Annotated in this window: 23 protein-coding genes; 17 read left to right on the forward strand and 6 right to left on the reverse strand. The window is 67.4% G+C overall.

The window, feature by feature from the left end:
* Positions 1-43 precede the first annotated feature (43 nt).
* The 11 genes from QZM15_RS03695 (at position 44) to QZM15_RS03745 (ending at position 12110) form a co-directional block, all read left to right on the forward strand.
* Complete coding sequence (locus QZM15_RS03695; RefSeq protein ID WP_226223029.1) at positions 44-1645, forward strand: ABC transporter substrate-binding protein; 1602 nt, start codon at positions 44-46, stop codon at positions 1643-1645.
* A gap of 10 nt (positions 1646-1655) precedes the next feature.
* Positions 1656-2726, forward strand: coding sequence for an ABC transporter permease (locus tag QZM15_RS03700; protein ID WP_226223031.1), 1071 nt, complete (start codon positions 1656-1658; stop codon positions 2724-2726).
* A gap of 66 nt (positions 2727-2792) precedes the next feature.
* A complete protein-coding gene (gene nikC, locus QZM15_RS03705; RefSeq protein ID WP_302105832.1) occupies positions 2793-3707 on the forward strand; it encodes a nickel transporter permease in 915 nt (304 codons plus the stop codon).
* A gap of 1 nt (position 3708) precedes the next feature.
* Complete coding sequence (locus QZM15_RS03710; RefSeq protein WP_226223034.1) at positions 3709-4623, forward strand: ABC transporter ATP-binding protein; 915 nt, start codon at positions 3709-3711, stop codon at positions 4621-4623.
* Positions 4620-5396 carry an ABC transporter ATP-binding protein gene (locus QZM15_RS03715; RefSeq protein ID WP_226223036.1) on the forward strand — a complete coding sequence of 259 codons (777 nt, stop codon included), beginning with the start codon at positions 4620-4622 and terminating at the stop codon, positions 5394-5396. Before QZM15_RS03710 ends, QZM15_RS03715 begins: the two co-directional genes overlap by 4 nt.
* A gap of 409 nt (positions 5397-5805) precedes the next feature.
* On the forward strand, positions 5806-6357 hold the full coding sequence (locus QZM15_RS03720) for a fimbrial protein (RefSeq protein ID WP_226223038.1): 552 nt from the start codon (positions 5806-5808) through the stop codon (positions 6355-6357).
* A gap of 112 nt (positions 6358-6469) precedes the next feature.
* Positions 6470-7210: a molecular chaperone gene (locus QZM15_RS03725; protein ID WP_226223040.1), complete on the forward strand. Its 741-nt coding sequence runs from the start codon at positions 6470-6472 to the stop codon at positions 7208-7210.
* Positions 7211-7396: 186 nt separating this feature from the next.
* Positions 7397-9994 (forward strand): fimbria/pilus outer membrane usher protein, encoded by a 2598-nt coding sequence (locus tag QZM15_RS03730; RefSeq protein WP_226223042.1) that lies wholly within the window; start codon positions 7397-7399, stop codon positions 9992-9994.
* A 9-nt stretch (positions 9995-10003) separates the two neighbouring features.
* Positions 10004-11005, forward strand: coding sequence for a fimbrial protein (locus QZM15_RS03735; RefSeq protein ID WP_226223044.1), 1002 nt, complete (start codon positions 10004-10006; stop codon positions 11003-11005).
* Between the two features lie 149 nt (positions 11006-11154).
* Complete coding sequence (locus tag QZM15_RS03740) at positions 11155-11409, forward strand: GlsB/YeaQ/YmgE family stress response membrane protein (RefSeq protein WP_006478831.1); 255 nt, start codon at positions 11155-11157, stop codon at positions 11407-11409.
* A gap of 365 nt (positions 11410-11774) precedes the next feature.
* Positions 11775-12110, forward strand: a complete 336-nt coding sequence (locus QZM15_RS03745) for a type 1 fimbrial protein (RefSeq protein WP_124657852.1) — start codon at positions 11775-11777, stop codon at positions 12108-12110.
* A gap of 25 nt (positions 12111-12135) precedes the next feature.
* On the opposite strand, the gene QZM15_RS03750 is transcribed toward QZM15_RS03745, so the two are convergent.
* The 3 genes from QZM15_RS03750 to QZM15_RS03760 all read right to left on the reverse strand — a co-directional run bounded on the left by QZM15_RS03750 (position 12136) and on the right by QZM15_RS03760 (position 15116).
* Positions 12136-13008 (reverse strand): LysR substrate-binding domain-containing protein, encoded by an 873-nt coding sequence (locus tag QZM15_RS03750; RefSeq protein ID WP_124657853.1) that lies wholly within the window; start codon positions 13006-13008, stop codon positions 12136-12138.
* Between the two features lie 106 nt (positions 13009-13114).
* Entirely contained in the window at positions 13115-14014 is a 900-nt protein-coding gene (gene bla, locus QZM15_RS03755) for a class A beta-lactamase (RefSeq protein WP_124657854.1), read from the reverse strand.
* A 208-nt stretch (positions 14015-14222) separates the two neighbouring features.
* Positions 14223-15116 (reverse strand): peptidoglycan DD-metalloendopeptidase family protein, encoded by an 894-nt coding sequence (locus QZM15_RS03760; RefSeq protein WP_124657855.1) that lies wholly within the window; start codon positions 15114-15116, stop codon positions 14223-14225.
* Between the two features lie 495 nt (positions 15117-15611).
* On the opposite strand from QZM15_RS03760, the gene QZM15_RS03765 reads away from it, so the two are divergent.
* The 3 genes from QZM15_RS03765 (at position 15612) to QZM15_RS03775 (ending at position 19606) form a co-directional block, all read left to right on the forward strand.
* Complete coding sequence (locus QZM15_RS03765) at positions 15612-16508, forward strand: LysR substrate-binding domain-containing protein (protein ID WP_059584965.1); 897 nt, start codon at positions 15612-15614, stop codon at positions 16506-16508.
* Positions 16509-16554: 46 nt separating this feature from the next.
* A complete protein-coding gene (locus QZM15_RS03770) occupies positions 16555-16941 on the forward strand; it encodes an ester cyclase (RefSeq protein ID WP_060311673.1) in 387 nt (128 codons plus the stop codon).
* Between the two features lie 502 nt (positions 16942-17443).
* Positions 17444-19606 carry a hypothetical protein gene (locus QZM15_RS03775; protein WP_302105833.1) on the forward strand — a complete coding sequence of 721 codons (2163 nt, stop codon included), beginning with the start codon at positions 17444-17446 and terminating at the stop codon, positions 19604-19606.
* Between the two features lie 83 nt (positions 19607-19689).
* Here the strand turns inward: QZM15_RS03775 and QZM15_RS03780 are convergent, their stop codons facing one another.
* Both QZM15_RS03780 and QZM15_RS03785 read right to left on the reverse strand, forming a co-directional pair.
* Entirely contained in the window at positions 19690-20430 is a 741-nt protein-coding gene (locus QZM15_RS03780; RefSeq protein WP_302105834.1) for a sulfite exporter TauE/SafE family protein, read from the reverse strand.
* Between the two features lie 131 nt (positions 20431-20561).
* A complete protein-coding gene (locus QZM15_RS03785; RefSeq protein WP_302105835.1) occupies positions 20562-21563 on the reverse strand; it encodes an aldo/keto reductase in 1002 nt (333 codons plus the stop codon).
* Positions 21564-21704: 141 nt separating this feature from the next.
* Between QZM15_RS03785 and QZM15_RS03790 the strand changes: the two genes are divergently transcribed.
* Positions 21705-22616, forward strand: coding sequence for a LysR family transcriptional regulator (locus QZM15_RS03790; RefSeq protein WP_089465608.1), 912 nt, complete (start codon positions 21705-21707; stop codon positions 22614-22616).
* 40 nt (positions 22617-22656) lie between these two features.
* Here QZM15_RS03790 and QZM15_RS03795 read toward each other — a convergent pair whose 3' ends face one another.
* The gene (locus QZM15_RS03795) at positions 22657-23811 is read right to left on the reverse strand and encodes a porin (RefSeq protein ID WP_060310814.1); all 1155 of its coding nucleotides are present in this window, start codon (positions 23809-23811) and stop codon (positions 22657-22659) included.
* 381 nt (positions 23812-24192) lie between these two features.
* Between QZM15_RS03795 and QZM15_RS03800 the strand changes: the two genes are divergently transcribed.
* On the forward strand, positions 24193-25290 hold the full coding sequence (locus tag QZM15_RS03800) for an OpgC domain-containing protein (protein WP_226223056.1): 1098 nt from the start codon (positions 24193-24195) through the stop codon (positions 25288-25290).
* A 61-nt stretch (positions 25291-25351) separates the two neighbouring features.
* Positions 25352-26287 (forward strand): esterase family protein, encoded by a 936-nt coding sequence (locus QZM15_RS03805; protein ID WP_059639615.1) that lies wholly within the window; start codon positions 25352-25354, stop codon positions 26285-26287.
* Positions 26288-26315 lie beyond the last annotated feature (28 nt).

A 26315-nucleotide genomic window follows, 5' to 3' on the forward strand; every position in this document is an offset into this window, starting at 1 on the left:
CCTGCACGTTCAACGACTCAAACGACAGATGGAGAAGCGCCCCATGAAATTCCCGACCTCCCGGCTCGTCGCGGCGCTGGCCGCCGCGTCCCTGCTCGCCGCCGTTCCGCTTTCCGCCGCCCGCGCGGAAACGCCGAAGGACATGTTCGTGATGGCCACGCTGCTCGACGAATTCACGACGCTCGATCCCGGCGAAATCTACGAGCTGGTGCCGGAGGAATACGTCGCGAACACGTACGACCGGCTCGTGCGCGTCGACCTGCGCGATCCGTCGAAATTCAACGGCGACGTCGCGCAGTCGTGGACCGTGAGCCCCGACGGGCTGACCTATACGTTCAAGCTGCGCTCGGGCCTCAAGTTCCACTCGGGCAACCCGCTGACGGCCGACGACGTCGCGTGGTCGATCCAGCGCGCGGTGCTGCTCGACAAGGGCCCGGCCGCGGTGCTGACCGGCATCGGGCTCACGAAGGCGAACGTCGCGGCGAACGTGAAGAAGATTGACGACCAGACGGTGTCGATCACGACCGACCACAAATACGCGCCGACCTTCGTACTGAACGTGCTCGGCTCGTGGCCCGCTTCGGTTGTCGACAAGAAATTGTTGCTGTCGCACCAGCAGGGCAACGACTTCGGCAACGCGTGGCTGAAGACCAACGAGGCCGGCTCCGGCGGCTACAAGCTCGTCAAATGGTCGCCCAGCGACAGCATCGTGCTGCAACGCTTCGACGGCTACCGGCTGCCGCTCGCGATGAAGCGCATCGTGCTGCGCCACGTGCCTGAAGCCGCGAGCCAGCGCCTGCTGCTGGAAAACGGCGACGTCGACGCGGCGCGTGACCTGAGCCCGGACGATCTCGCGTCGGTCGTGAAATCGGGCAAGGCGAAGGTATCGGCCTCGCCGCAGGCGACGCTGCTGTATCTCGGCCTGAACACGAAGAACGCGACGCTCGCGAAGCCCGACGTGCAGGAAGCGCTGAAGTGGCTGGTCGACTACGCGGGCATCCAGGCCAACGTCGTGAAGACGACCTACAAGGTGCACCAGACCTTCCTGCCCGAAGGCTTCCTCGGCACGCTGAATTCGAACCCGTACAAGCTCGACGTCGCGAAGGCGAAGGCGCTGCTCGCGAAGGCCGGCGTGCCGAACGGCTTCTCGGTGACGATGGACGTGCGCAACGACTATCCGTACACGGAAATCGCGCAGGCCGTGCAGGCGAACTTCGCACAGGCGGGCGTCAAGGTGCAGTTGATCCCCGGCGACAACAAGCAGACGCTCGCGAAATACCGCGCACGCCAGCACGACATCTACATCGGCGAATGGTCGGCCGACTACATCGACCCGCACAGCAACGCGCAGGGTTTCGCATGGAATCCGGACAACGGCGACAAGTCGAGCTATAAGATGCTGGCCTGGCGCAACACCTGGGACATTCCGCAACTGACGAAGGAAACCGACGCCGCGCTCGCCGAGCCGACCGCCGCGCAACGCGCGCAGCGGTACCAGGCGATGCAGAAGGAGATGCTCGCGCGCTCGCCGTTCGTGATCATGTTCGAGAAGGTCGCGCAGGTCGCGACGCGGCCCGGCGTGAGCGGGCTCGAAGTCGGGCCGATCAACGATCTCGTGTCGTACCGTAACCTGAAGAAGCAATAAGATTCGCCGCATGTCGACTCCCGCCTCCTCCCTCGAAGCACTGCGCACGCTGCCCGCGCGGCGCCCGGCCGTACGCTGGGCGCTGCGCGTGCTGCGCTGGGCGCTCACGCTCGCCGTCACGTTCGCGGGGCTGCTCGCGCTGACGTTCGTGATCGGCCGCAAGGTGCCGATCGATCCCGTGCTCGCGATCCTCGGCGATCGCGCGTCCGCCGACGCGTACGCGGCCGAACGCATCGCACTCGGCCTCGACAAGCCGCTCGTCACGCAGTTCCTGATCTACGCGCGCGACGTGCTGCACGGCAATCTCGGCATGTCGCTGCTGACCGCGAACCCGGTGCTCGACGACATCAAGCGCGTGTTTCCGGCCACGCTCGAACTCGCGACGATCGCGACGCTGATCGGCATCGCGATCGGCGTGCCGCTCGGCGTCGCGGCCGCGGTGAAGCACAACCGCGCGATCGACCACGTCGCGCGCTTCGTCGGGCTGATCGGCAATTCCGTGCCGGTGTTCTGGCTCGGGTTGATGGGGCTGCTGCTGTTCTATGCGCGGCTGCACTGGGTCGGCGGCCCCGGCCGGCTCGACCCGGTGTACGACGGCATGGTCGATCCGCGCACCGGCAGCCTGCTGCTGGATGCGGCGCTCGCGGGCGAGTGGGACGTGTTCCGCAACGCGGTATCGCACATCGCGCTGCCGGCCGCGATCCTCGGCTACTACTCGGTCGCGTATCTGAGCCGCATGACGCGCTCGTTCATGCTCGACCAGCTGAGCCAGGAATACATCGTCACCGCGCGCGCGAAGGGCCTGTCCGAGCGCCGCGTGATCTGGCGGCATGCGTTCGGCAACATCATGGTGCCGTTGCTCACCGTGATCGCGCTCACGTACAGCAACCTGCTCGAAGGCTCGGTGCTGACCGAGATCGTGTTCGCGTGGCCGGGGCTCGGCTCGTACCTGACCGGCGCGCTGCTGAACGCCGACATGAACGCGGTGCTCGGCGCGACGCTCGTGATCGGCGCGATGTTCATCACCGTCAACCTGCTGACCGACGCGCTGTACCGCGTGTTCGATCCGCGTGCGCGCTGAGGGCCGCTTCGACATGACCGTTTCCATCCTGCTTGTTGCTCCACCCATGCCGAAGGCCACCCGACCATGAATGCCGAGCGTCTCACCCTGCGCGCGTGGCTGCTTTCCGATGCGCCCGCGTCGCGTTCGCAGGCCGCGTTCGGCCTCGCGTACCGACGCTGGCGCCGGTTCGCCACGAATCCGCTCAACCTGTTCGGGCTCGCGATCCTGCTTGCGCTGATCGTCGTCGCGATCGTCGGCCCGCTGATCATGCCGCACGATCCGCTGCGCCAGGTGCTGTCCGACCGGCTGCTGGCGCCCGGCTCGCCGTCGCACTGGTTCGGCACCGACCAGCTCGGCCGCGACATCCTCTCGCGGCTGATCGCCGGGTCGCGCCTGACGCTCGGCATCGCGCTGCTCGTCGTCGTGATCGTCGTACCGATCGGCCTGCTGATCGGCACGACGGCCGGCTATTGCGGCGGCTTCGTCGACAGCGTGCTGATGCGCATCACCGACATCGCGCTCGCGTTCCCGAAGATCGTGCTCGCGCTCGCGTTCGCGGCCGCGCTCGGGCCCGGTGTGATCAACGCGGTGGTCGCGATCTCGATCACCGCGTGGCCCGCGTATGCGCGGCTCGCGCGCGCGGAGACGATCCGCATCGCGCAGGCCGACTACATTCACGCCGCGCGGCTGCAAGGCGCATCGGGCCCGCGCATCCTGCTGCGCTACATCATGCCGCTGTGCATGTCGTCGGTGATCGTGCGCGCGACGCTCGACATGGCCGGCATCATCCTGACCGTCGCGGGCCTCGGCTTTCTCGGCCTGGGTGCGCAACCGCCGAGCCCGGAATGGGGCTTCATGGTCGCGTCGGGCCGCAACGTGCTGCTCGACGCATGGTGGGTCGCGACGCTGCCCGGCATCGCGATCCTGCTCGTGAGCCTCGCGTTCAACCTGCTCGGCGACGGGCTGCGCGACGTCTTCGATCCCCGCCATGGAGCGTGACATGCCGATGAACTCCACCACCGCACCCGCGCCGCTCTGCGAGATCGACGGCCTGAAGATCGGCTTTCGCGGGCACGACGGCGTCGTCACCGACGCGGTGCGCGACCTGTCGCTGACGCTCGCGCCGGGCGAACGGCTCGGCATCGTCGGCGAATCGGGTTCCGGCAAATCGCTGACGGGCCGCGCGCTGCTCGGCCTGCTGCCCGACGCCGCGCGCTGCTCGGCCCGCACGATGCGCTTCGCGGGCCACGACCTGCTCGCGATGTCGCCGCGCGAACGCCGGCGCCTGTGCGGCAGCCAGATGGGGATGATCCTGCAGGACCCGAAGTATTCGCTGAACCCGGTGATGACGGTCGCGAAGCAGATGGGCGAAGCGTTCCGGCGGCACGAGCCGGGCTTGCGCGGCCGTGCGCTGCGCGAGCGGATCGTCGACGCGCTCGCGGCCGTGCAGATCCGCGACCCGGCGCGCGTCGCCGATGCGTATCCGCACGAGTTGTCGGGCGGCATGGGCCAGCGCGTGATGATCGCGATGATGGTGTCGACCGGCCCGCGCCTCTTGATCGCCGACGAGCCGACCTCCGCGCTCGACGTCGCGGTGTCGATGCAAGTGCTCGCGGTGCTCGACGCGATGATCGCGCGGCACGGCACGGGCCTGATGTTCATCAGCCACGACCTGCCGCTCGTGATGTCGTTCTGCGATCGCGTTGCGGTGATGTATGCGGGCCGCGTGGTCGAAACCTGCGCCGCGCGCGACCTGCGCGACGCATCTCATCCCTATACGCGCGGGCTGCTCGCGGCGAACCCGCCGCTCGCGAACCCGCCCGATGAATTGCCCGTGCTGCGGCGCGATCCGGCGTGGCTCGACGCCGCACCGCCGGCCATCGCGCCCGCCAATCGACAGGAGCCCACACGATGATCGACGTCGATCACGCATCGATTCGTTTCCCGACCCGCACGGGTCACGTCGACGCCGTCCGCGACGCAAGCTTCGCGGTGCGCGACGGCGAGGTGTTCGGCCTGGTCGGCGAATCGGGTTCCGGCAAGTCGACACTGCTGCGTGCGCTGACGGGCCTCGTGCCGCTCGCGTCCGGCAGCCTGTCGATCGACGGCCGCCCGGTGGGCGGCACGCCCGATCGCGCGTTCCGCCGCCACGTGCAAATGGTGTTCCAGGATCCGTATGCGTCGCTGCATCCGCGTTTCACGGTCGACCAGACGCTGCGCGAGCCGCTGTCGATCCATGGGATCGACGACGCCGATGCACGGATCGCCCGCGCGCTCGCCGAGGTCGGCCTCGGCCCGACGTTCCGCTTCCGCTATCCGCACCAGTTGTCGGGCGGCCAGCGCCAGCGTGTCGCGATCGCGCGCGCGCTGATCGTCGAGCCGCGCGTGCTGCTGCTCGACGAACCGACGTCCGCGCTCGACGTATCGGTGCAGGCCGAGATCCTCAACCTGCTGCGCCGCCTGCATCGCGAACGCAACCTGACGATGATCCTCGTCAGCCACAACCTCGCGGTGATCGGCTTCCTGTGTCAGTGCGTCGCGGTGATGCAGCACGGCGAGATCGTCGAACAGCTGCGGATCGACGACGTGCGGGCCGGGCAGGTCGCACGCGACTACACGCGCACGCTGCTGCGCGCGACCGAAGGCTATCGCCGCCTGGATCCGGCAATCGACGCGCCGGCAGCCTGACACGCGGCGCGCGACGATGGTACGACGCTGCGCGCGCCCGTGCGCGCAGCGCGTGACATGACCCGAGCGCAATACGATATGCCGGCCGCTCTCATGCTCCGCCGGCCGGTTATTCCAATTCCAGTCCGCTTCGAATAGCGCGACCGCCGAAATCGGCCCGTCGACCGCTTTGCGGCATCGGCATGCTCCCACGCACGCCCCTCCTCCCGCCGGCGCTCCCGCCCCTCCGCCTGCTACCGACTCCGGAAAATTAATTTAGTACGAGTACGAGGCGAAATCCCTATAGATTAGTACCAGTCAAATTACAATTTCCTTTCATAAAACTCATAATTTCATCCGAAACGCGCCATTGGGAGATTTAAATTCAATCCGCGCTTTCTGAAACCGACGTTTATTTGGAGATTTAAATATGCAAATCATCAAGCGCTGCGCAATCCCGTTTCTGCTCGTCGCCGCCGGCACGGCCTTTTCGTCCGCGGCCCACGCGGCGGACGGCAGCGTCACCTTCCGCGGCAACATCATCGCGTCGACCTGCAGCGTCGAGGGGGGGCAGGACCTCACCGTCCCGCTGCCGCCGGTCAGCACCAGCGCGCTCGCCAATGTCGGCTCTGTCGCCGGCCGCAGCGGGTTCTCGCTTGCGCTGACGGGCTGCACGGTCGGCGACAACAACCCGGTGAAGGTCGGCGTCGTGTTCGAGAACGGCTCGAACGTCGATCAGTCGACCGGCCGGCTGACGGTCGACCCGGGCACCGAGGCCGCCGAAGGCGTCCAGATCAACGTACTGGATTCGCAGCAGAAGCCCATCCCCATCGGCGCGCAAACCGGCGCGAGCACCGAGAGCGTCGACATCGGTGCCGACGGCAAGGCGAAGCTGAACTACTTCGCCGAGTACTACGCCGCAGGCGCCGTGAAGGCCGGCGACGTCACTTCGCGTGTCGAGTACTCGCTGATCTATCAGTAAGGACACGTGCGTGGAGATCGCCGCTCCGGCGATCTCCGCCCGTCACGCCGCGCGACGCGGAAACCGCGGTTTCCGCCCGTTTCCCGTCCCAACGATCCGAGTCCACACGCCCATGAAATTGTTGAAGCTCTTCCGCACGCTGACCCTCGCCGTCGCCGCATTCGCGTCGCACGCCGACGCGAGTGTCGTGATCGCCGGCACGCGCGTGATCTTCCCGTCCAGCGAGCGCGAAGTCACGATCCAGCTCACGAACGACAACAAGCGTCCGGCGCTGGTGCAGGCATGGCTCGACGATGGCGACAGCCGCGCATTGCCGGAGAACATCGACGTGCCGTTCACGCTGACGCCGGCGATCTTCCGGATGGAAGCCGGCAACGGGCAGACGCTGCGTCTCGTGCATACCGGCGAACCGCTTCCCGCCGACCGGGAATCGCTGTTCTGGCTGAACGTGCTCGAAGTGCCGCCGAAGGCGGCCGCGACCGAGGCCTCCAATCGCATCCAGCTAGCGTTCCGCTCCCGCATCAAGATCATGTATCGCCCAGCCGGGCTGGCCGGCAACGTGGACGATGCGCCCATGCAGGTCGACTGGCGCGTGGTTCGCGTCGACGGCGGCTATGCGCTCGAGGCCAGCAATCCGACGCCGTTCGTCGTCAATTTCGCCAACGTGCTGCTGAAGTCGGCCGGGCGCAAGCACGACGCCGGCATGGGCTACGTGCTGCCGCGCAGCACCCAACTGTTCCCGATCAAGGATCTCGCCGCCGCTCCCACCGCAGGCGCGACGGTCGAATTCGGCAGCATCAACGACTGGGGCCGGGCAACCGACCTCGAACGTCCGGTCAGCGTCGCACCGTAACGCGACCGAGGCTGTCACCGCGCACCCACCGCGGTGCAGACCGCTTCACGTCTTTTCGTCCGCCGTCGTTTCGACTGTCCCGACGACCGGCACGGACATCCCGGACTTGTCATTGGCCGCCGCAGCGCCGCGCAACGCGCCTGCCGAACGCGCCCTCTCGATCCGAAAACTTGTGGAGTACTACACATGACCCCGACCCGACCGTCGCGCCGCGGCGCGGCCGATATGCCACGCGTCAAGCCGATCCATCTGCTGGTGGCGGCCTGCGTCGCCGCGTGGTCCGCCGATGGCCGCGCGACGACGCGGGCCGCGGCCGAAGCCACGCTCGCGCACGTCGAGTTCGACGGCGCGTTCCTGCAAAACCGCCTGGGCAAGCATTTCGACGTGTCGCGTTTCGAACAGCGCAACGTGACGGCCCCTGGCGTGTACACCGTCGACGTTCATGTCGGGCCCGACTGGATCGGCCGCCACGACGTGCGCTTCGTGGCGGTGCCGGATTCGGGCGATGCCCGGCCGTGCTTCGGGCGCGCGCTGCTCGAGCGCGTCGGCGTCGACTTCGGCAAGCTCGGACCGGACGTCGTCGCACAGCTGGCCGATGGCGGCGCCTGCCTGCGACTCGAACAAGTCGTGCCCGGCGCCAGCACCGCATTCGACTTCGAGCGACAGACACTGCGGTTGTCGATCCCGCAGGCGTCGCTCGTGCGCAAGGCACGCGGCTACGTGAGCCCCGATCAATGGACCGCCGGCGAAACCGTCGGCCTGCTCGGCTACAACTTCAATCTCTATACGTCGAAAGTCAGCGGCCATACCGCGCAGACGCAAGGCTATCTCGGCCTGAACGGCGGCGTGAACCTCGGCAACTGGCGCTTTCGCCACGAAGGCTCCTATTCGTGGTCGTCGCGCGGCGAGAGCCGGTATCAGGGCCTCGCGACCTATCTCCAGCGCGACCTGCCGTCGCTGTCGTCGCAACTCCTCATCGGCGAAAGCTACACGTCGGGCGAATTGTTCGATTCGACGCAGTTCCGCGGCGTGCGCCTGTCGACCGACGACCGGATGCTGCCCGACTCGCTGCGCGGCTATGCGCCCGTGGTACGCGGCATCGCGAACAGCAACGCGAAAGTGACGATCCGCCAGAACGACGTAACGATCTACGAGACGACGGTCGCGCCCGGCAATTTCGAAATCGACGACCTGTACCCGACCGGATATGGCGGCGACCTGCAGGTATCGGTCGAGGAGGCCGATGGCTCCGTGCACGCGTTCTCGGTGCCCTACGCCGCCGTGCCGATGTCGCTGCGGCCGGGGATCGGCCGCTACAGCTTCGTCGCGGGCACGCTGCGCAATCCCCGCGGCTCGAGCCAGCCGGTGTTCGCGCAGGCCACGTACCAGCGCGGCCTGACCAATCTGCTGACGGCCTACGGCGGCGTCACGCTCGCCGGCGGTTATGCGTCGGCGATGCTGGGCGGCGCGTTCAATACGTCGTTCGGCGCGTTCGGCGCGGACGTCACGCATGCGCTGACCACGATTCCCGGCGCGAAGCGCTACAGCGGGTCGAGCGTGCGCGTCAGCTATGCGAAGTCGATCGATGCGACCGGCACCGATATCGCACTCGCCGCGTATCGCTATTCGACGGACGGCTATTTCGGCCTCAACGATGCGATGCAGGCGCGCGACGCCGCGCGCGACGGCACCTCGGCCTGGTCGGTCTGGCGCCAGCGCCATCGCGCGTCGCTCGTGCTCACGCAGCGCCTGGGCACGAACGGTGGGCGCATCGATGCCACGGCATCGACCGTCAACTACTGGAACCGCTCCGGATCGGACGTCAACTACTCGGTCGGCTATACGAACCAGTTCCGCAACGTGTCGTACAGCCTGACGGCCACGCGGCAGCGCAATGCCGGCGGCGACATGGGCACGCTCTATTACGCCAGCGTCACGATCCCGTTCGGTCGCGAGCGTCCGATGACCGTTTCGGGCAACGTATCGCGCGACACGCTCGGCCGCACGCGGTTGCAGTCGACGCTGTCCGGTTCGCTCGGCGACGACCACGCGCTGTCGTACAGCGTCAGCGCGAACCACGCGTCCGGAACGAATTCGACCACGGACGGCAGCGCCAACGTCACCTACCGCACGCGCCTGGCGGAACTCAGCGCGAGTGCGGGCGCGAGCACGGACTTCCAGCAGGGCTCGCTCGGCGTGCGCGGCGCACTGGTCGCGCACCGCGGCGGCATCACGTTCTCGCAGCCGGTATCCGAGACCTTCGCGATCGTCGAGGCGCCCGGTGCGGCCGGCGCGCGCGTCACGAACGCAGCGGGCGTCAAGGTCGACGGCAACGGCTACGCGGTCGTGCCGTACCTCACGCCATACAGCCTCAATACGATCGCGCTCGACCCGAAGGGCATCCCGATGGATGTCGAGTTGAAGGAAACCAGCCGGCAGATCGCGCCGCGCGCCGGTGCGGTCCCGCTGATCCGGTTTGCGACCGACACCGGCCGCGCGGCGCTCGTTCAGGCGCGCCAGGCCGACGGCAAGCCGCTGCCATTCGGCGCTGCGGTGCATGACGAGACCGGCAAGGAGGTCGGCGTCGTCGGCCAGGCGAGCAAGATCTTCGCGCGCGGGCTCGCCGACAGCGGTTCGCTGACCGTTCGGTGGGGCGCCGATTCCCGCTCGGTCTGCCGGATCGCATACGACCTTCCCGTCGCGAAACAGCGCCGGCAAGCGTCGGGCATCCAGACCGTGAAGAGCATTTGCCAGCCCGATTCGACGACCGCCGACACTCAGTAAGGAATCCCTATGTCCCACTTCCGTCAAGCGTCCGCAGTGACCCGATTCACGATCCCGTCAGGCATGGTTCGCACGCGCAAGGCGTGTGCCGGCGTTGCGCGACGCGCATCCCGCATGGTCGCTGTCGCCGCGACGCTTCTCCTTGCCTCCGCGGCATTCGCGACCGATGCGGCCGCCGGCCTCTATGCATTCGGGCAGGCAACCGTTTCCAGCCCTGGAAACGCCGCGCCAGGCGCGGTCGTCGCGCGTCATTACTTCACGCCGCAAGACGTTTGCGGCGCGAGCACCTGCCAAATTACGAGCACCAAGATGTATCCCAAAGGCAATGCATCGGAGTCCAACGGCCCCGATCTGGAAACCAACGTGTCCGGCCTGTCGACACGCATGATCATCGACGGCAACGTCGCCGTCTCGTCGACGAAGGCGACGTTGCGCAACACGCTCGAAATCGTGCTGTTTCGCGACAGCCGGCAACCGCAGAACGGGTCGCTCAATTCCGGCTTCATCAGCAACTATTACACGATCAATTACAAGGCCGGCTTGCTCGGCGCGTCGAACCCGGTCTACCTCGCCGCCAAGGTCGACTTCATCGACGGAACCTGCTCGATTCCCGACCAGACCGTCACGCTGCCGCCCGTGCAGCACCACGTGTTCAACGGCGTGGGTTCTACCGCTGGCGCGACGGATTTTCAGGTGCAGTTGAACAACTGCCCGGCCGGCTATAACCGGATCGGCTACCAGTTGGCCCCGCTGGACGACGTGGTCGCCGGTACGCCCGGCGGGATGCAGTTGCGCCCGGATGCCACAGCCAGTGGCGTCGGCATCCAGATCGCCGACGCCTCGACGGGCCAACCGCTGGCGCTGAGGAAATCGCACACCGTGACGGGCTACAACCGGGCCACCGGCGGATCATCGTCGATCCAGCTGCGCGCGTCCTACCTGCAAACGGGCGCGAAGGTCGGCGGCGGTTCGGTTCACGCCGCGGCGCAGGTTCTGCTCGACTACCAATGACCGATGCGCCGCCGCCGTGACATCCCCGCGACGCGGCGGCATGCGATACTCGGCACGCCACGCGCGGATTCGCCGCCGCAGGGAACCCCGGTGCGCCAGGCGAGTCCATTTCCTTTCGTCAACAACTCAACAGCAATAGGGAGGCGTTCATGCTGCAATTCATCGAAACCCTGGTGGTCGGGCTCATCGTCGGCCTCCTCGCCCGCGCGCTCAAGCCCGGCGACGACAAGATGGGCATCCTGATGACCGTCGTGCTCGGCGTCGTCGGCTCGCTGGTGGCCGGCTATGTCGGCCGCGCGGCCGGCTGGTATGCGCCGGGCCAGGGCGCCGGCTGGATCGCGTCGATCATCGGTGCGATCGTGCTGCTCGTGGTCGTGGGTGCGATCCGCAAGCGCGCAGGCTGAACACCGCGCACGCCGCTTCAGGGCAAAACGGCCGCTCGTCACACACGAGCGGCCGTTTTCCTTTGGTGAATCGTCATCCCCGGGATTGGGCGAATCGTTGAGCCCTCAACGATTTACCCGCGAATGCCGCATTCATTGACGTGCCTCACTCGAGCTTACGTCATCGGCAATACCCCGACTTGCGGCCGCACAATTTTGAGATAAATTGATTGAAGGAACACGGCGTCGTTTGTTCGTCGTCGTTATTTCCGGTTTCTCACTCAAGAGGTTCGATGAAATTGCCGTTTACGCATACAGCATCGCAGCGTTGACGGACTGCCATTCGAGCGGCCTCGCTGCGACGCGCTTCCTCTCTGGAGCCTGTCATGAAGCATCGCCTGTTTGCCGCCTCGGTTGCCCTGGCTGCCTCGCTTCTGGCCTCGTCCTCGTCATTTGCCGCCGGCACGGGCGGCATCATCCACTTCACCGGCATGATCGTCGAGCCGCCCTGCTCGTTCGCGCTCGACACGGCCAACGCCGCGCATGCGCAGGTGCGGCCCGACTGCCCGCGCCCGGCGAGCGGCCAAGTCGCGTTCGTCGACGCGGCCAGCCTGCGCACGATCAAGACCACGACCTTTACGCAGACCTCGCGCGCAATCGTTTTACCTGATCGTCCGGGCAACGCGCAGGCGCCGATGATCGCCGTCGTGACTTACCAGTAGAAGCCACCGCTGGAACCGCCGCGCGTCAGTCGCGATGGCGCGCGATCCAGTCGCTGAACGCGCGAATCTTCTGCTGGCTGCCGAGGTTCTCGGGGTAGACGAAGAAATAGCGCGCGCCCGTCTCGAGCACGATGTCGAATGGCCGTTCGAGCCGGCGCGCGCTGACGTCGTCGTCGACGAGCGTCACGTCGCCGATCGCGACGCCGAAGCCCTGCATCGCCGCGTTCGTCGCGAGATCGAGCGTGTCGAACGTCGGCCCGCGCGCGGGATCGACGCCACGCTCGCCCGCATGGTCGAGCCATGCACGCCAGTCGCGGTGGTCGCGCGTCGGATGCAGCAGCGTATGGCGCGCGAGATCGCCGACCGCTTCGAGCGGCGACGTCTGCCGCAACTCGGGCGCGCAAACGGGTGTCAGCCGCTCGTCGAACAGCGGCAACGCGACGACGCCCGGGCCGGGCGAGGTCCCGTAGACGATCGCCGCATCGAACGGTTCGCTCGAGAAATCGACGACGTGCTGCCACGCGGTCGTGATCTGCACGTGGAGATCGGGATGTTCGCCCTGGAAGCGCATGATGCGCGGCAGCATCCAGCGCATCACGCAGGTCGGCACCTTCAGCGCGAGATCGGTGCGCTGCCGCGTGAGCTTCATCGAGATGTCCTCGATCCGCGCGAAGCTCTCGTCGACCACCGGCAACAACTGCTCGCCCTCCGCCGTCAGCGTGAGGCCCTTCGCATGCCGCCTGAACAGCGGAAAACCGTAATGCGCCTCGAGCGTCTGGATTTGCCGGCTCACCGCGCCCTGCGTGATGCACAGCTGCTCGGCCGCGCGCGTGAAGCTGCGGTGGCGAGCCACCGTCGAGAAGATCTGCAGCGCGTGCAGGGGCGGAAGTCGGCGCATGGCGAACGGGAAACAGGAAACGGCGCGGATGGACCGCGCGCCGACGCCGGCGCGCGCTGACCGACACGATAAGCCAAACGCCGGCTTTGCGCGAGACGCCGGACGCTCAGGCCGTCGCGGTGAGCGCGCCCGCCGCGAGGCGCGCCGCCGATGCGACGACGTCCGCGCGCGCCGCGGCAGTCGCCTCCGGCTGCGTAAACGACACGGCCATCACGATCGGCGCGCGCGACGGCGGCCACAGCACCGCGATGTCGGTCGTCGTACCGTAGCCGCCGGTGCCGGCCTTGTCGGCGACGCGCCAGCCGGGCGGCACGCCCGCCGCGATGCCGGTCGCGCCGCGTGCGCCGCCGACCATCCATTCCGTCAGTTGCGCGCGCTGCGGTTCGCGCAGCGTGTCGCCGAGCAGCAGCCGCTGCAGCGTGTCGACCATCGCGACCGGCGTCGACGTGTCGCGCTCGTCGCCGGGCGCGGCCTGGTTCAGCTCGGGTTCCCAGTGATCGAGGCGGAAGGTGGTGTCGCCGCTCTCGCGCGCGAACGCCGTGACGGCCTGCGGGCCGCCGAGCACGCCCATCAGCAGGTTGCCCGCGCCCTTGTCGCCCGACTGCAGCATCGCCGCGCACAGCTGCGCGATCGTCATGCCTGTGTCGACGTGGCTTTCCGTAATCGGCGAGCCGGACACGATTTCATAGCGGCGGTACAGAATGCGGCGCGGCAGCAGCGATGCGTCGAGCGAGCCGCGCGCGAGCATCGCGGCGGCCGCCATGACCGCATACGTGCCGCACAGCGGGAAACGCTCGCGCGCGTGGTGCGCGATACGCACGCCGTTCGACGTATCGAGCGCGGCGACGCCGAGCCGCCCGTTCGAGGCTTTTTCGAGCGCGGCGAGTTCGGCTTGTGCGGTGTGGGCGCGCCCCTGGTCGGCGACCGGCGCGGACGTGCACGCGGCGACGAACGGCGCGGCAACGGCGGCAAGCAACAGCGAGCGGCGTGTCGGAGAGTGTTCCATGGATGAGATCTGTTCTGTCGGAAACGGTGGCGCGAAGCGACGCGGCCGCGCATCGGCGACGCGAGGCCGTTCACGCCGACGGCCGGCTCGCGACGGCATTCGCCGCGCATCCCCGAAAGACGCCCGTCGGCCCGCGGTGGCGGGATTCGCATGAACAAACCCTAGCGTAGCAGCGACCGCCGTCGCGTTCCAGCGCGACGGCCCCGCTTCACCCTTGCGACGAAGGCAGGTACGGCATCGGATTCACCGGCTTGCCGTCGCGTCGCACCTCGAACAGCAGCGCGACGCGCGAGTTGTCGAGGTCGCCCATCTCGGCGATCGCGTCGCCCTGGTGCACGATGTCGCCGGTCTTCACGAGCAGCTTGCGGTTGTGTGCGTAGGCGGTCAGGAAATCCGCGTTGTGCTGGACGATGATCAGGCTGCCGTAATCGTTCAGGCCCGTGCCCGCATACATCACGCGGCCGTCGGCCGCGGCGCGGACCGGGTCGCCCGGCCGGCCGGCGATCTGGATGCCGCGGTTCTGCCCGGGCCGGAACCCTTCGACGATCTTGCCGTTCGCGGGCCACTTGAGCGCGACGCCGCCCGCATGGCGCTTCGTTTCCTTGACGACCTGACGGTCGTTCGCAGTCGACGCGCCGGCTGGCGAAGTGGCCTGCGAAGTGGTCTGCGAAGTGGCCTGTGCAGTTGCCTGCGAAGTGGCCTGACTACCCGCCGCACCATTGCTCGCGACGGCCTGCGTGCCAGCCCCGCCCGCGGGCGGCAGCGGCTGCTGCTTGACGATGCGCAGCACCTGCCCGATGCGCAGCCTGCCGTTCGCGGCCATCTTGTTCCAGGTGCGCAAGTCGGCCACGCTGCAATCGTTCGCGGATGCGATGCCCGTCAGCGTGTCGCCGCGCTTCACGACGTACTTCCGTGCGACGAGAATCGGCGCGGGCGGCATCGTGGCGGCCACCGGCGCGGCGGGCGGGCTCGAATCGGAAGGCTGCCCCGCCAGCGTGTCGCTCGGCGCAACGGACTGCGTACTTGCACAACCGGCCATGACGAGCACGGCGGCCAGGCCCGACAGCCACGCCGCCTTGCGGTGAATCTCGCGCGTTTTCATGGACGATCCGACTCCGGTTTGACAATCTTTCAAGCATCTCAAAAACGGAACGGCCGACGTGTAACCGGATGCAAACAATGATGACAAACGATCACGGAGCGGATGCCGGCCGGCATGCGTTACCGGTAATACGGTCCGATCCGGAAAAACTTGATGGTCCTTTCGGAGAAAAACGGAAGAATTTTCGTCGCAAAAAACTATGGCAACTCCATTTTCATAGACAAACGCGCGACGTTCATCGCAACCATGCGACGAATTGGGCCCCGGCCCACGCGACGCCGACGCACAGGAACAGCAGATGCAGCGCGATCTTGAACGACACGCCCCATGACGAATCGATCCGCATGACGGGCTCCCCGGTTGATGTGCGTTCATGATCGGCCATCGATCGCGCCCCGGAAATGCGGAAGCGGCGAACCGGGTCTCAGGCCAACCCTGAGACCGCCGCCGCGGTTCCTGCTAACTTATCGGCCATTCCCCCATCGCCTTGCCATCATGCGCTTCGACCTGACCGACCTGCGGCTCTTCCTGAACATCTGCGAGGCCGGCACGATCACGAGCGGCGCCGAACGCACGCACATCACGCTGCAGGCGGCGAGCGAGCGCATTCGCGGGATGGAGGACGAACTGGGCGTGCCGCTGCTGCACCGGACCAAGTCGGGCGCGCAGGCGACCGATGCGGGCCGCGCGCTCGAACACCACGCGCGCACCGTGCTGCAGCAGATCGATCACATGCGCGGCGAACTGCAGCAATACGGCCAGGGGCTGCGCGGCCATATCCGGCTGCTGTGCAACACCGCATCGCTGAGCGAATACCTGCCCGACGCACTGGCCGATTACCTGCCGCGCCATCCGAAGCTGTCGATCAGCGTCGAGGAGCGCTCGAGCCAGGAGATCGTGCATGCGATCCGCAACAAGACGGCCGAGATCGGCATCGTCGCCGATTCGGTCGGCCTCGGCGGGCTCGAACAAAAGCCGTTCCGCGAAGACTGGCTGATCGTCGTCGTGCCGGCCGCGCATCCGCTCGCGTCGCACGACAAGATCGCGTTCGACGACATCGCGGGCGAAGACTTCATCGGCCTCACCGACGGCAGCGCGCTGCAGGTGCATCTCGCCGACCAGGCGCGCGCGCTCGGCAAGCGGATCCGCTATCGCGTGCAATTGAAGAGCTTCGACGCGATCTGCCGCGTGATCGCGAGCGGCGTGGGCATCGGCATCGTGTCGCGGCATGCGGCCGAGCGCGCGATGCAGACGATGGACGTGCGGCTCGTCGAGTTGTCCGATCCGTGGAGCCATCGGAAACTGACGCTCTGCGCGCGGTCGTTCGACGCGCTGCCGAAGTACACGCGCGAGTTCGTCGCGTTTTTGTCGGGCGCCACGCCGCCGCGGTAACGCGCACCACATTCGACTCACCCGATCGACATACGGAGACATGGCCATGACCGACACCGATCTCGCCACCCGCTATCGCGCGTATATCGACTGCCTGAACCGGCAGGACTGGCCGTCGCTCGGCGAATACGTATCCGACGACGTGATTCACAACGACCGGCCGCTCGGCCTCGCCGGTTATCGCGCGATGCTGGAACAGGACTTCCGCGACATCCCCGATCTGCGTTTCGAGATCCGGCTGCTCGCGTGCGAGCCGCCGCGCGTCGCATGCCGCCTTCGCTTCACGTGTTCGCCGAAAGGGACGTTCATGGGGCTCGCCATCGACGGCCGCAAGGTCACGTTCGCGGAGAACGTGTTCTACGAATTTCACGAAGGCAAGATCCGCCAGGTGTGGTCGGTGATCGACAAGGCGGCGATCGAAAAGCAGCTTTGACGTCGTCGGAACGGCAGGCCGTCGCGCGCGACGGGCGGTGGCCGACGGCCGCTCATACGCATTGCGATTCTTACGGATAACGTTTTCTCTCTTCACACATCGGGAATCCGTTTCCACGCGTTGCGGCCGCGCGCCGCTTCCAGGCCGTTGTCGCGTCCAATGTCCGCTGGATCAGCGACGAGAATCCCGGCGTTTTTCCCGTAATCCGACTCCCCCCTTCCGCACCATTCCTCTCGGCCATTCGGGTTTCTACCGGCGCATCCGACGTGAAAGTTCATTGACATCACGTCGTTCGATGCCTAAATTTGGAAAACGTTTTCCACCGATCGAGCGCGACGCCAGTCACGGCCCGCGCCGGGGGAACGCTCGCCCGCTCGATGTGTGATTCAGGCCATCCGTCTTCAGGGAATCAGGATTGCAAGGCGGAAGCCGGGTACGGGCCCCGAGTGCGGCAACGGCGACCCGTGCCCGTCCTTCATCACTATTCGAAACTGGAGACACCATGCATCCGCGCAGCAGATTCGCGCTCGGCGCCGCGCTCAGCGCCCTTTCCGTCGTGCTCGTCACCGCGTGCGGCGGAAACGACGTAACGGACACGCCGGCGCCGCCCCCTTCGTCCACCCCGCCCGCGCTCGCGCCAAACTCGCTGCAGGCGCTCGTCTATGGCGCGCCCGACACCAGCGTGCCGGCCGGCACGAACGTTCCGGCCACGATGATGGGCCAGATGCGCGCGCTGTTCGACCTGATCCGGAAATCGCCCGACTTCACGCAGGTCGTGATGGATCTCGGCGACGGCACGCCCGTCCACGTGCTCGACACGAACACCGGCGACAAATTCCTGCCCGGCAAGCTCGCGCTCGGCCTGTCGTACATCCTGATCGACATGAAGGCGAAGAACGACCCGCAATACGCGAGCTACCTCGCGACGTACCAGACGATCACGACCGCGATGATGGCGCAGTCGGGCGGCAACTACGCGTATGCGAACACGTCGTGGGGCGAGTACTACTACCTCGTCGCGCTGAACAACCTGAAGGCCCACGGGATGCTCAACGAAGTCTTCAGCGACGCGATGCTCGCGACGCTGCAGCAGCGGCTTACCTTCTGCGACATGTTCGGCCCCGATGCGAGCGGCAAGACCAGTACGTGCCCGGCCGCCGGCACGCCGATCGACATCGCGTCGCTCAACACCGCGCAGAACTACTATGCGGTGTCCTACGGCATCGCCGGGCTGCGCCAGAAGCTCGGCTGGAGCAGCCCGTCGTTCGCGTCGAAGACGGATCCGGCCGTCGCGACGATGAGCGCGCGCGATGCGCTGCTGTACACGCTGACGAACCACATCCGCAACGACTCGTCGGGCGGGTTCTCCGACGAAGCGTCGAACACGCACACGACCTACTACGACCAGGCGCGCTTCGACCGCTACAGCACGCTGCTGATCGGCGAAGTGGTCGAGCGCACGTTCGAGATGGGCAACGAAGCGAACCTCACGCCGGAGCTGAAGGGCTATCTGCGCAAGTCGGTCGATCTGATCCTGCCGCAGTTGAACACCGACGGCCAGGGCTTCAACTACGGCCGCTCGATCGGCCCGTACGGCGATTCCGCGTTCATGGAAGTGCTGACGGCCGCGGCCAATGCCGGCGTGCTGACCGATCGCGAGAAACAGGTCGCGTATGCATTCATCTACCAGGCCGCGCGCCGATTCGACACGTACTGGTACGACCCGGCGCTGCCGACGCCGTCGGTGAACATGTGGGTCAAGGGCCGCGGCACCGATACGTATCGCGGCAAGCCGCGCGTGATGGGCGAGAACTTCAGCCTGCTGCACCAGTATCTGTACGTGAACGCGTGGTGGAACAAGCTCGGCTTCGGCGGCCAGCCGCCGATGGCCGATGCGGACTACCGCGCGTGGCTCGACGCGCTGCCGCGCTACACGCTCACCTGGTACAACCAGCCGGGCGACGCCGCGCATCCGTACAGCGCGGCGCTGCTCACCGTGCGCGACGGCCGGCGCGTGATCAACCTGAATCTCAGCCAGGCGCCCGACTACAACGCGTACACGCCGTATTACCCGGTGCCGTTCTCCGACAAGCTGATCTATGGCACGACCGACCTCGGCTATGCGCTGCTGCTGCCACAGGTGACGTACAACGCGAAAACCTACATTCCCGTCACGTACTACAAGAACCTGAACGTGCAGCAGAGCAACGGCCAGGTGATCGTGTCGTTCGATACGACGAAGTTCCGGCTCGCGTCGAAGAACGCGGCCTACACGACGGATCTCGACCTGCAGGTGCACACGGTGCTGACGTTCGCGCACGGCATGATTTCGCGCACCGATACGCTGAGTTCGGGCACGCTCGCCGGCAACCTCGCGGTGGAGACGGACTTCACGTCGTTTGCGGATTTCGCGTCGACGCAGGCCAATGGCGACGGGATGTCGGTGACGTACGCGAACAGCGCGGCGACCGGCTATGCGACGTCCGGCTTCGACAGCTGCGCGCTGTCCGCCTTCGACACGGCGAACGGCACGACGAATCCGCTGTCGACGACGCCGATCGGGCAACTGCATTCGAACTTCGCGTGCACGACGAAGCCGTTCGCGCTCGGCGCGGGCGCGTCCCGCACCGTCGGGTGGACGCTGAGGTACGCCGATCCGGCGTAAGCGGCACGACCACCACCTCGTGACCGTTCCCAAAGCCGGTTGCCGAAACCGGCTTCGGGATCATTCAGCGTTCGGGCGCACGTTCACCCCCACCCCGACCCCGCCATATACGCGCCGAGCATGATCAGCCCGACGAAGAAGCAACGCTTGAACATCTTCTCGCTCATCACGCGCCGCGCATATTGGCCGCCGGCCATTCCCGCCAGCGCGGGCACGAGCGCGAGCGCCGACACGCCGAGATCGACCGTCTGCAATGCGCCCGTCACACGCAACTGCAGGCCGAGCACGATCGTCGACGCGGTAAACGACAGCCCGAGCGCCTGGATCAGATCGTCCTTGGACAGCCGCAGCGCCTGCAGGTACGGCACGGCCGGCACGACGAACACGCCGGTCGCGGCCGTCACGACGCCCGTCAGGTAGCCGACCACGGCCGACAGCCATTTTTCGTGGCGCCCCGGCGCGGGCAGCCGTGCGGCCGCCAGCCCCCATAGCCCGTAAAGCACCAGTACCACGCCGAGCGCCGCGTGCGTCCAAGTGCTGCCGGCCGCAAGCGCCGGCAACCCGCCCGTCAGCGTGCCGACCGTCAGGCCGGCGAGCAGCGGCCACAGCCGGCGCAGCAGCGCGCCGAACGACGGGCCGAGCCACAGCTGCCACACGTTGGTGATGAACGACGGGACGAGCAGCAGACTTGCCGCGGCCGACGGCGGCATCGCGAGCGTCAGCAGCCCCATCGCGATCGTCGGCAGCCCGAGCCCGATCATGCCCTTCACCGCGCCGGCCAGCAGGAAAACCAGCACGACGATCGTCAGCGTATGCATTTGCATGGAGGCATTCCGTCCGTTGAGTACGGCGCCGATGGTGCCTGCCTGCCATGCCGCCCGCCATCTGGTTTTGCCTGAGGCTGGCTCGGGCTCGCCGGACGGAGCGCTCAGGCGCGTCGATCCGGCCCCGTGAATCACCCCCGGCCCTGCTCGCTGTCGAGGTGCGCCATCTGCGCGGCCGGATAACGCTCGCCGGCAGCCGCCCCGGCGGGGACCGCCGCTTCGATACGCGTGAGATCTTCGACCGTTAGTTGCAATTCAGTCGCCAGCAAACCGTCCTGCAATTGCGTGCGTTTGCGGGCGCCGACCAGCGGCACGATGTCGGCGCCGCGCGACAGTACCCACGCGATCGCGACCTGCGCCGGATTGCTGCCCTTCTCGTCGGCGATCGCGCGCAGCGCGTCGACGAGCGCGAGGTTGTGCGCGAGATTCTCGCCCTGGAAGCGCGGGCTCGCCGCGCGGAAATCGCGCTCGCCCTGCCGCGCCGCCGTCCAGCGCCCGCCGAGCAGCCCGCGCGACAGCACGCCGTAGGCCGTCACGCCAATGCCGAGCGCGCGGCACACGGGCAGGATCTCGGCCTCGATCCCGCGCGACAGCAACGAGTACTCGATCTGCAGATCGGCGATCGGCGCGACGGCGGCCGCGCGGCGGATCGTGTCCGCGCCGGCTTCGGACAGCCCGATATGGCGCACGTACCCGGCCTTCACGAGATCGGCGATCGCGCCGACCGTTTCCTCGATCGGCACCGCCGGATCGACGCGGGCCGGGCGATAGATGTCGAGGTAATCGGTGCCGAGCCGCTTCAGCGAATACGCGACGAAGTTCCGGATCGCCGCGGGCCGCGCGTCGTAGCCGGCAAACCCGCCGGCCGGATCGCGAAGCGCGCCGAATTTCACGCTGATCCGCACCTGGTCGCGCGTACGGCCGCGCAGTGCGTCGCGAATCAGCATCTCGTTGTCGCCCATCCCGTAGAAATCGCCGGTGTCAAGCATCGTGATACCGTGGTCGAGCGCCGCGTGCAGCGTCGCGATGCTTTCGTCGCGATCGGCCGGCCCGTAGAAATCCGACATCCCCATGCAGCCGAGCGCGATCGCCGATACCTGCGGGCCCGTGCGGCCCAGTTGACGCATGTCCATGTCCGTTTCCTTCAAATGGTGAGTGGATGGAACGGATTCTGGCCGCGTGACGCCGCGCGATAAACGCGAAACGCTCCACCAAACCATTCGACGCTGATTAACAATGGAGCCTGTTCCTTTCCCGCCAAGGTTCTCGCCCGCATGGACCATCTGCAAGCAATGCGCATCTTCGCGCGCGTCGCCCATCTCGGCAGCTTCACGAAAGCGGCCGAGCAACTCCAGCTGCCGCGCCCGACGGTCAGCAACGCCGTCCAGTATCTGGAAAAGCACCTGAAGGTCCGGCTGCTGCAGCGCACGACGCGGCGCGTCGCGCTGACCGCCGAGGGCGCGACCTACTACGAGCGCTGCGTGCGGTTGCTGGCCGATCTCGACGACGCGGAAACGCTGTTCGAGGACGCCGGCGCGTCGCCGCGCGGCGTGATCCGCGTCGACCTGCCCGAACGTTTCGCGCTGAATCACGTGATTCCGGCGCTGCCGGATTTCCACGCGCGCTACCCCGACCTGCGCATCGTGATCAGCACGACCGACCGCTTCGTCGATCTCGTCGCGGACGGCATCGACTGCGCGGTGCGGGTCGGCGTGCTGTCCGACACGTCGCTCGTCGCGCGGCGCGTCGGCGAGATGGCCCAGATCAACTGCGCGTCGCCCGCCTATCTCGCGCGCCACGGCACGCCGCGCTCGCCGGACGATTTGCCGGACCACGTCGCGGTCGGTTATTTTTCGAGCCGCACGGGCCGCGAACTGGACTGGGAATATGCGGACATGGATTCGGGCGAGATGCGCACCGTCAAAATGCACAGCGTCGTGTCGGTCAACAGCTCGCAGGCGTATCTCGCGTGCTGCGTCGCGGGCCTCGGGCTGATCCAGGCGCCGCGCGACGGGCTCGCGCCGCTGCTCGCCGACGGTTCGCTGGTCGAGGTGCTGCCGGAATGGAATGCGGCGCCGCTGCCCGTGGCGGTGGTGTTCCCGACCGGCCGGCACCTGGCGCCGCGCGTGCGGATCTTCGTCGACTGGCTCGCGCAAACGCTCGGCGGCACGCACCGGGCGGACTGACGGCGGCCGTGCCGGGACATGCGCGCCGACGGCGGCGCACTCAGAACTTGTGGCGGATCGCGGCGCGCACCGAGAACTGGTTCGACGACGACGACGGGCCGTCCGTCCCGACGACGTAGCCGCCGTCGGCCGCCGTGCCCGTCTTGTCGCCGGCCACCTTCTGCCACGCGCCCTGCAGGTACACGTCGGTGCGTTTCGACAGGCTGTAGTCGGCCATCAGGCCGACCGTGTGGTACTTCGGCTTGAACGAGCCGGCCGCGGCGTCGTACTTGCCGTCCGTGTACACGTACTGCGCGCCGAGGTAGAAATCGGGCGTGAGCTGGTACTTGCCGTTGACCTCGAAGTTCTGGAACTTCGTCGCGGTCAGCCCGAGGCCGGCGAACGTCGACGCCGGCAGGTAGACCGTCGATACCGGGTTCTTCACGTCGGTCTTCGTATAGACGAAGCCGACCGTGGCCGGGCCGAACGTATAGTTGACGCCGCCGCCGAAGATGCGCAGCCGATCGGCGACGAAGTTCGCGTCGTCGGCCGCGATCGCGCCCGCGTTGCCGATGCCCGGATTGTTCGCCTGCAGGTAGGCGGCGGCGACCTGCAGCCCGGCGAGCGAATACTGCGCGCCGATGCTGTACTGGCGGTTGTTCGAGAAGCCCGTGCTGTTGCTGAAGCTGTACGTGCCGCCCAGCGTCAGGCCGTTCCAGTCGGGGCTTGCGTACTTGACCGTGTTGTTGACGCGAAACGAGTTGTCCGTGTTGTCGTTGTCGAACGGGTGCGAGAACAGCGTGCCGCCCCAGTTGCCGTTCGCGGTCAGCGGCGCGAGATAGTCGACGACGGAATCGTACTGGCGGCCGAAGGTCAGCGTGCCGAAGCGCGACTCCGACAGCCCGACGAACGCCTGACGGCCGAACATGCGGCCGCCCTGGCCGAGCCGGCCGTTATTCACGTCGAAACCGTTTTCCAGCGTGAAGATCGCCTTCAGCCCGCCGCCGAGATCCTCGCTGCCCTTCAGGCCCCACCGGCTACCCTGCGCATAGCCGCTCGCGAGCTGGTAGTTGGTCTTTCCGACCCCATTGACGTTGACGTTGTTCGTGTAATTGAAGCCTTCGTCGATCAGGCCGTACAGCGTCACGCTGTTCTCGGCAAAGGCCGGCGCGGCGCAAGCGGCGAGCGCGGCGGCAAAAATGGCGTGCTTCTTCATGACGAATCTCCGGAGCCGGGGGCCGGGCGGGCCAAACGCCCGGCGCATGTTCGATCTGTTGTATGTGTGGCCCGCAGGGCGGACGACGCGGTGTGCGGCCGCGTGAGGACAAAATGGTGTCACGTCGGAAATCGTCCGTCCATCGGGTACCGGTCATCGCGCGCAAAGCGTTGCGCTCGTCCAACTGCCGGGTTGCGCGCACGGCCCGACCGCGCTTGTCGGCGGCGGCAGGCCGGCCCGCCATCCGCGTAAACCCGATGGGCGCCGCATCGGTGGCACAATGCGCATCCGTTCGCCATTTCTTCACGAAGTCATGCTTGACCCCGATTCATGCGCGGCGCGTGCCGGCCGTGCCCGCGGCTCGCGCCGAAAGGCGCTCCGATGACCGCGCCGGCCCGGGCCGGCCGCTACGCCGAGCTCGATTTCTTCCGCGGCCTCGTGCTGCTCGTCATCGTCGTCGACCACATCGGCGGCAGCATCCTGTCGCGCGTGACGCTGCACGCGTACGCGCTGTGCGACGCGGCCGAGGTGTTCGTGTTCCTCGGCGGCTTCGCGACCGCCATTGCGTACAACTCGCTCGCCGAGCGGCACGACGAAGCCGCCGCGCGCCAGCGCTTCATCCGGCGTGCGTTCGAGATCTACCGCGCGTTCCTCGTGACGGCCGGCCTGATGCTGCTGATCACCGCCGCGCTGAATGCGCTGGCGATCGACGGCCCGAACATGCCGACCAACGATCTCGACGGGCTGCTGCACAAGCCGCTCGCCGCGCTGCGCGACATCCTGCTGTTCCGCCGCCAGCCGTACCTCGCGTCGGTGCTGCCGATGTACGCGTTCTTTGCGCTGCTCGTCCCGCTCGCGCTGCCGCTCGCGCGCACGCAGCCGTGGCTGATGCTCGCGTTCAGCGCATCGCTGTGGTACGCGGCGCCGCACGTCGCGCGCTTCTTGCCGACCGTCGAAGGCGCGCCGTGGGATTTCAACCCGTTCGCGTGGCAGTTCCTGTTCGTGCTCGGCGTGATCGCGCGCTGCCAGCCCGTCTACCAGACCCTCGCGCCCAGGCCGCAGGGCTGGCTGCTGACGGCCGCGTCGCTCGCGGTCGTCGCGGCCGGCGCATACTACCGGCTGCGCATCGAGCCGTTCCCGACCGATCCGTCGATCAAGCAGAACCTCGGCGCGCTGCGACTCGTGAACTTCCTCGCGATCGCGTGGCTCGCCGCCAAGCTCGTGCACCTCGGCTGGATGAAGAAGGTCGCGCACGCGATGCCGTGGATCGGCACGATCGGCCGGCAGGGACTGCTGTGCTTCGTCGCGGGCACCGGCATCTCGCTCGCGGTCGATTCGCTGCTCTACCAGGCGACCGAAGGCTATCTCGACGTGCCGCTCGGGCTGGCCGCCGACGCCGTCGCGATCGGGCTGCTGTATCTCGTCGCCAAACTCTACGGGCCGCTCGTCGCGCGGCTGCCGTTCCGTTCGCGGCCATGACGCGCCGCGCCGTCATGCGCCGCTGCGACGATAGCCGGCGCCTCTCCTGAAACGATTCGCCATGCGCCGACTCGCCCTTCCGTTCGCCCTCGCCCTGATCGCCGGCGCCATCGCCACCGCCCATGCCACGCCGCCCACGCCCGGGCCCTCGGTATCGCCCGCGCCGCCGGCCGTGCAGACCGCGACGACGCCGTCGGCCGCGCAGGAGCCATCCGTCAATCCGGGCAGCAGCGTCGTGCTGCGCACGTTCCGCTCCCCGTCGCTGAAACGCGACTGGTCGTACACGGTCTACCTGCCGCCCGGCTACAACCCGGAAGGCGCGCGCTACCCGGTGATGTACCTGCTGCACGGCAACGCGGGCAACGCCAACGACTGGGTCACGCAGGGCCGGCTGCAGGCCACCGCCGACACGCTGATCGAACGCCACGACATCCCGCCCGTCGTGATCGTGATGCCGCAGGGCGGCACCGACTGGTACGTCGACCGCAAGGAGAAGATGCAGAGCGCGTTCCTCAACGACCTGCTGCCGGAAGTCGAAGCGCACTTCGCGGTGTCGAACCAGCGCGCGGGGCGCGCGATCGGCGGCGTGTCGATGGGCGGCTTCGGCGCGCTGCGCTTCTCGCTGCTCGAGCCGGGGCTGTTCTGCGGCGCGATGCTGCTGAGCCCCGCGATCTATGCGAACGAGCCGCCGCTCAATTCCGCCGCGCGCTACGTCGGCGTGTTCGGCGACCGGCAGTTCGATCCGCGCGTATGGCACGAGCTCAACTACCCGGCGCTGCTGCGCGGCTATTTCGCGCGCAACTGGCGCGTGCCGATGTTCATCGCGGCCGGCGACGACGACCTGACGATCCAGGCGGAATCGAGCGTGCTGTACACACAGCTGCGCCGGGCGCAGAACCCGGCCGAGCTGCGCATCGTCGACGGCGGGCATATGTGGGACGTGTGGCGCGGGTTGCTCGGGCCGGGGTTGAAGTATGCGCTGGAGTGTGTGAAGTGACGGCCGGCGGGGCGTTGCTCCGCCCTGC

The organism is Burkholderia sp. AU44665 (assembly GCF_030504405.1).
Classification (GTDB): domain Bacteria; phylum Pseudomonadota; class Gammaproteobacteria; order Burkholderiales; family Burkholderiaceae; genus Burkholderia; species Burkholderia semiarida.

Excerpts from the sequence above, each read along its gene's own strand:
- QZM15_RS03695 (WP_226223029.1), top strand. The coding sequence starts at position 44 with ATGAAATTCCCGACCTCCCGGCTCGTCGCGGCGCTGGCCGCCGCGTCC.
- QZM15_RS03700 (WP_226223031.1), top strand. The coding sequence starts at position 1,656 with ATGTCGACTCCCGCCTCCTCCCTCGAAGCACTGCGCACGCTGCCCGCG.
- nikC (WP_302105832.1), top strand. The coding sequence starts at position 2,793 with ATGAATGCCGAGCGTCTCACCCTGCGCGCGTGGCTGCTTTCCGATGCG.
- QZM15_RS03710 (WP_226223034.1), top strand. The coding sequence starts at position 3,709 with ATGCCGATGAACTCCACCACCGCACCCGCGCCGCTCTGCGAGATCGAC.
- QZM15_RS03715 (WP_226223036.1), top strand. The coding sequence starts at position 4,620 with ATGATCGACGTCGATCACGCATCGATTCGTTTCCCGACCCGCACGGGT.
- QZM15_RS03720 (WP_226223038.1), top strand. The coding sequence starts at position 5,806 with ATGCAAATCATCAAGCGCTGCGCAATCCCGTTTCTGCTCGTCGCCGCC.
- QZM15_RS03725 (WP_226223040.1), top strand. The coding sequence starts at position 6,470 with ATGAAATTGTTGAAGCTCTTCCGCACGCTGACCCTCGCCGTCGCCGCA.
- QZM15_RS03730 (WP_226223042.1), top strand. The coding sequence starts at position 7,397 with ATGACCCCGACCCGACCGTCGCGCCGCGGCGCGGCCGATATGCCACGC.
- QZM15_RS03735 (WP_226223044.1), top strand. The coding sequence starts at position 10,004 with ATGTCCCACTTCCGTCAAGCGTCCGCAGTGACCCGATTCACGATCCCG.
- QZM15_RS03740 (WP_006478831.1), top strand. The coding sequence starts at position 11,155 with ATGCTGCAATTCATCGAAACCCTGGTGGTCGGGCTCATCGTCGGCCTC.
- QZM15_RS03745 (WP_124657852.1), top strand. The coding sequence starts at position 11,775 with ATGAAGCATCGCCTGTTTGCCGCCTCGGTTGCCCTGGCTGCCTCGCTT.
- QZM15_RS03750 (WP_124657853.1), bottom strand. The coding sequence starts at position 13,008 with ATGCGCCGACTTCCGCCCCTGCACGCGCTGCAGATCTTCTCGACGGTG.
- bla (WP_124657854.1), bottom strand. The coding sequence starts at position 14,014 with ATGGAACACTCTCCGACACGCCGCTCGCTGTTGCTTGCCGCCGTTGCC.
- QZM15_RS03760 (WP_124657855.1), bottom strand. The coding sequence starts at position 15,116 with ATGAAAACGCGCGAGATTCACCGCAAGGCGGCGTGGCTGTCGGGCCTG.
- QZM15_RS03765 (WP_059584965.1), top strand. The coding sequence starts at position 15,612 with ATGCGCTTCGACCTGACCGACCTGCGGCTCTTCCTGAACATCTGCGAG.
- QZM15_RS03770 (WP_060311673.1), top strand. The coding sequence starts at position 16,555 with ATGACCGACACCGATCTCGCCACCCGCTATCGCGCGTATATCGACTGC.
- QZM15_RS03775 (WP_302105833.1), top strand. The coding sequence starts at position 17,444 with ATGCATCCGCGCAGCAGATTCGCGCTCGGCGCCGCGCTCAGCGCCCTT.
- QZM15_RS03780 (WP_302105834.1), bottom strand. The coding sequence starts at position 20,430 with ATGCAAATGCATACGCTGACGATCGTCGTGCTGGTTTTCCTGCTGGCC.
- QZM15_RS03785 (WP_302105835.1), bottom strand. The coding sequence starts at position 21,563 with ATGGACATGCGTCAACTGGGCCGCACGGGCCCGCAGGTATCGGCGATC.
- QZM15_RS03790 (WP_089465608.1), top strand. The coding sequence starts at position 21,705 with ATGGACCATCTGCAAGCAATGCGCATCTTCGCGCGCGTCGCCCATCTC.
- QZM15_RS03795 (WP_060310814.1), bottom strand. The coding sequence starts at position 23,811 with ATGAAGAAGCACGCCATTTTTGCCGCCGCGCTCGCCGCTTGCGCCGCG.
- QZM15_RS03800 (WP_226223056.1), top strand. The coding sequence starts at position 24,193 with ATGACCGCGCCGGCCCGGGCCGGCCGCTACGCCGAGCTCGATTTCTTC.
- QZM15_RS03805 (WP_059639615.1), top strand. The coding sequence starts at position 25,352 with ATGCGCCGACTCGCCCTTCCGTTCGCCCTCGCCCTGATCGCCGGCGCC.